Source organism: Actinokineospora sp. NBRC 105648, assembly GCF_030269645.1.
Classification (GTDB): Bacteria; Actinomycetota; Actinomycetes; order Mycobacteriales; family Pseudonocardiaceae; genus Actinokineospora.
On the sequence record NZ_BSTR01000100.1, the window covers coordinates 1 to 2,540 of the forward strand.

2 protein-coding genes are annotated in these 2,540 nt (G+C 69.6%); both read left to right on the plus strand.

The genetic code is table 11. From position 1 onward, the window contains the following. Nucleotides 1–130 precede the first annotated feature (130 nt). Entirely contained in the window at nt 131–1,636 is a 1,506-nt protein-coding gene (gene istA / locus QSK30_RS36520; protein WP_285509990.1) for an IS21 family transposase, read from the plus strand. After that, nucleotides 1,636–2,427 carry an IS21-like element helper ATPase IstB gene (gene istB / locus QSK30_RS36525; RefSeq protein WP_285509991.1) on the plus strand — a complete coding sequence of 264 codons (792 nt, stop codon included), beginning with the start codon at nt 1,636–1,638 and terminating at the stop codon, nt 2,425–2,427. The genes istA and istB overlap by 1 nt, the downstream gene beginning before the upstream one ends. Nucleotides 2,428–2,540 lie beyond the last annotated feature (113 nt).

Sequence of the window (2,540 nt, forward strand, 5' to 3'; positions counted from 1 at the left end):
TGTCGGCGGCCAGTGAAAGATCCCCATGGGCGGCCACTTACCGCCCCGTAGATGGCCGGTGATCTCCCCGCTGGTGGCCAGATATCTCCCCGGTGAGTAGTCCAGGCCACCGGTCAACAAGAGTCGGCCGGTGAAGACGAGCAGGGAGATCATGGAGATCCTTGAGGCATACGACCTCACGGGGAGTTACCGCGCGGCGGCCGAGCTGGCCGGGTGTGACCACCACACCGTGGCGCGGTATGTGCAGCTGCGTGAGGCCGGGCAGAGCCCGGTGGCCCGTGAGCATCGGGCTCGTCCGATCGACGAGTATCTGGAGAAGATCGAGGAGCTGGTGGTCCGCTCGGGTGGGCGGGTCCGGGCGGATGTGGTGCACGAGCGGATCAGCGCGATGGGTTTCGCCGGCGGGGAACGCACCACCCGTCGGGAGGTCGCGCGGGTCAAGCAGCGGTTCCAGGCCGGGCAGCGGCGGGTGTTCCGGCCGTGGATCACCGAGCCGGGGCTGTGGTTGCAGTGGGACTGGGGCGAGGGTCCTCGTATCGGCGGGCGGCGCACGAGCCTGTGGTGCGCGTGGCTGGCATGGTCGCGGTTCCGGGTGGTGATCCCGGTGTGGGACAAGACGTTGCCCACGATCGTGTCCTGTTTGGATACGACGTTGCGGCGGATCGGCGGGGTGCCGACCTATGCGCTGACCGACAACGAGAAGACCGTGTCGGTCGACCATGTCGCCCGGATCGCGGTGCGCAACCCGGAGATCGTGGAGGTCGGACGGCACTACGGGATGACCATCCGCACCTGTGTCCCGGCCGACCCGCAGTCCAAGGGCGGGTCGGAGGCCACGGTGCGGATCGCCAAGGCCGATCTCGTGCCCACCGAGGCGAACCTGCTGGACGAGTACCGCAAGTTCGGCGAGTTGGAGACGGCCTGCCGGGAGTTCTGCGAGCAGGTCAACGACCGGCCGCATCGGGAGACCCGGCGCCGCCCGGTCGAGGCCCTGGCCGAGGAACGCACCCGGCTGCATCCGGTGCCCGCTCAGGCGTTCACGGTCGCCTTCGGAACGACGCGGCGGGTGAACTGGGACTGCACGATCTCCGTGGAAGGGGTGCGTTACTCGGTGCCGCACGAGCTGGTCGACACCCGGGTCTGGGCCCGGTTCCACGGCGACGAGCTGATCGTCACCACCGTCGGTCAGGACGGCCCGGCCGAGGTCGCCCGTCACACCCGGTCCACGCCGGGCACTCCGGTGATCAGCGGCGAGCACTATCCGGCACGCGAGAACAAGGACGGTGACCGCGTCCCGAAAGCCACCTCGGCCGAGGAAGCGGCGTTCCTCGCGCTCGGGCCGGGCGCGGCGTCCTGGCTGGTCGAAGCCGCAGCGGCCGGAGCCCGGCGGATCCGGCCGAAGATGGCCGAGGCGGTCGCGCTGGCCAAGCTCCACCCGGCCGCCGAAGTCGACCAGGCGCTCGGGACGGCGGCGATCGCCGGCCGGTTCGCCGAGAACGACCTGATCCGCATCCTGGCCCACCAGGCAGGCCGCGAGCAGGCCGAGCCCACCGGAGCCGGTGAAGCGCACAGCCTGCAACCAGGCACCTCGGCCTGGTCCAACTTCGGCATCACCACGGAAGGGGATGAGGTGTGATGGCGGCACCGCTGCGCACCGTCGCGGGCTCGGGTGGCGACCCGCTGGCCGAGGCGATCGAACTGACCAAACGCCTGAAACTGCCCTACATCCGGCGGTCGCTGACCGATCTGATCCCGACCGCCAAAGCGCAGCGCTGGGATCCCGCCGAGGTCGTCCGCGTCTTGCTCGCCGAGGAGGCCGCCGGACGCGACGCGGCCAACCTGCGCACCCGCCGCAAACGCGCCGCGTTCCCGGCCGGGAAGACCTTCGGCGACTGGGACGAGCAGGCATCCACCATCCCGCGCCCGACCCAGGACGCGCTCAAGACGTTGGAATGGGTGCAGCGCAAGGAAAACCTGTGTGTCTGTGGCCCGTCGGGCACCGGCAAGTCGCACTTCTGCGAAGCGCTCGGACAGGCCGCGGTCGAGGCCGGGATGACCGTCGCCTGGTTCACCATCGAGGACCTCGGTGTCCTGGTCCGTCGTCATCGCGCCGACGACTCGATCACCCGAGCGATGACGCGGCTGATCCGCACCGACCTGATCATCATCGACGACATCGGGCTGTTGCCGGTCAGCCCGGACGCCGCCGAGGGCTTCTACCGCCTGGTCGACGCCGCCTACGAGCGCCGCGCACTGGCGGTCAGCTCGAACCTCCACCCGTCCGGGTTCGACGAGATCATGCCCAAGACCCTGGCCACCGCGACCGTCGACCGGCTGCTGCACCACGCCCATGTCGTCGTCACCCAAGGTGACAGCTTCCGGCTCGCGCAGGCCACCTCCGGCAAGGGCGTGATGCCGTTGAGCTGACCGAGTCCCAACCCAGGGCGGGGAACTATCTGGCCGCCGTTGGGGAGATCTGGGTGGCCACCAGCGGGGAGAACTCCAGGCCGCCTATGGGGAAGAACAAATGGCCATTGACA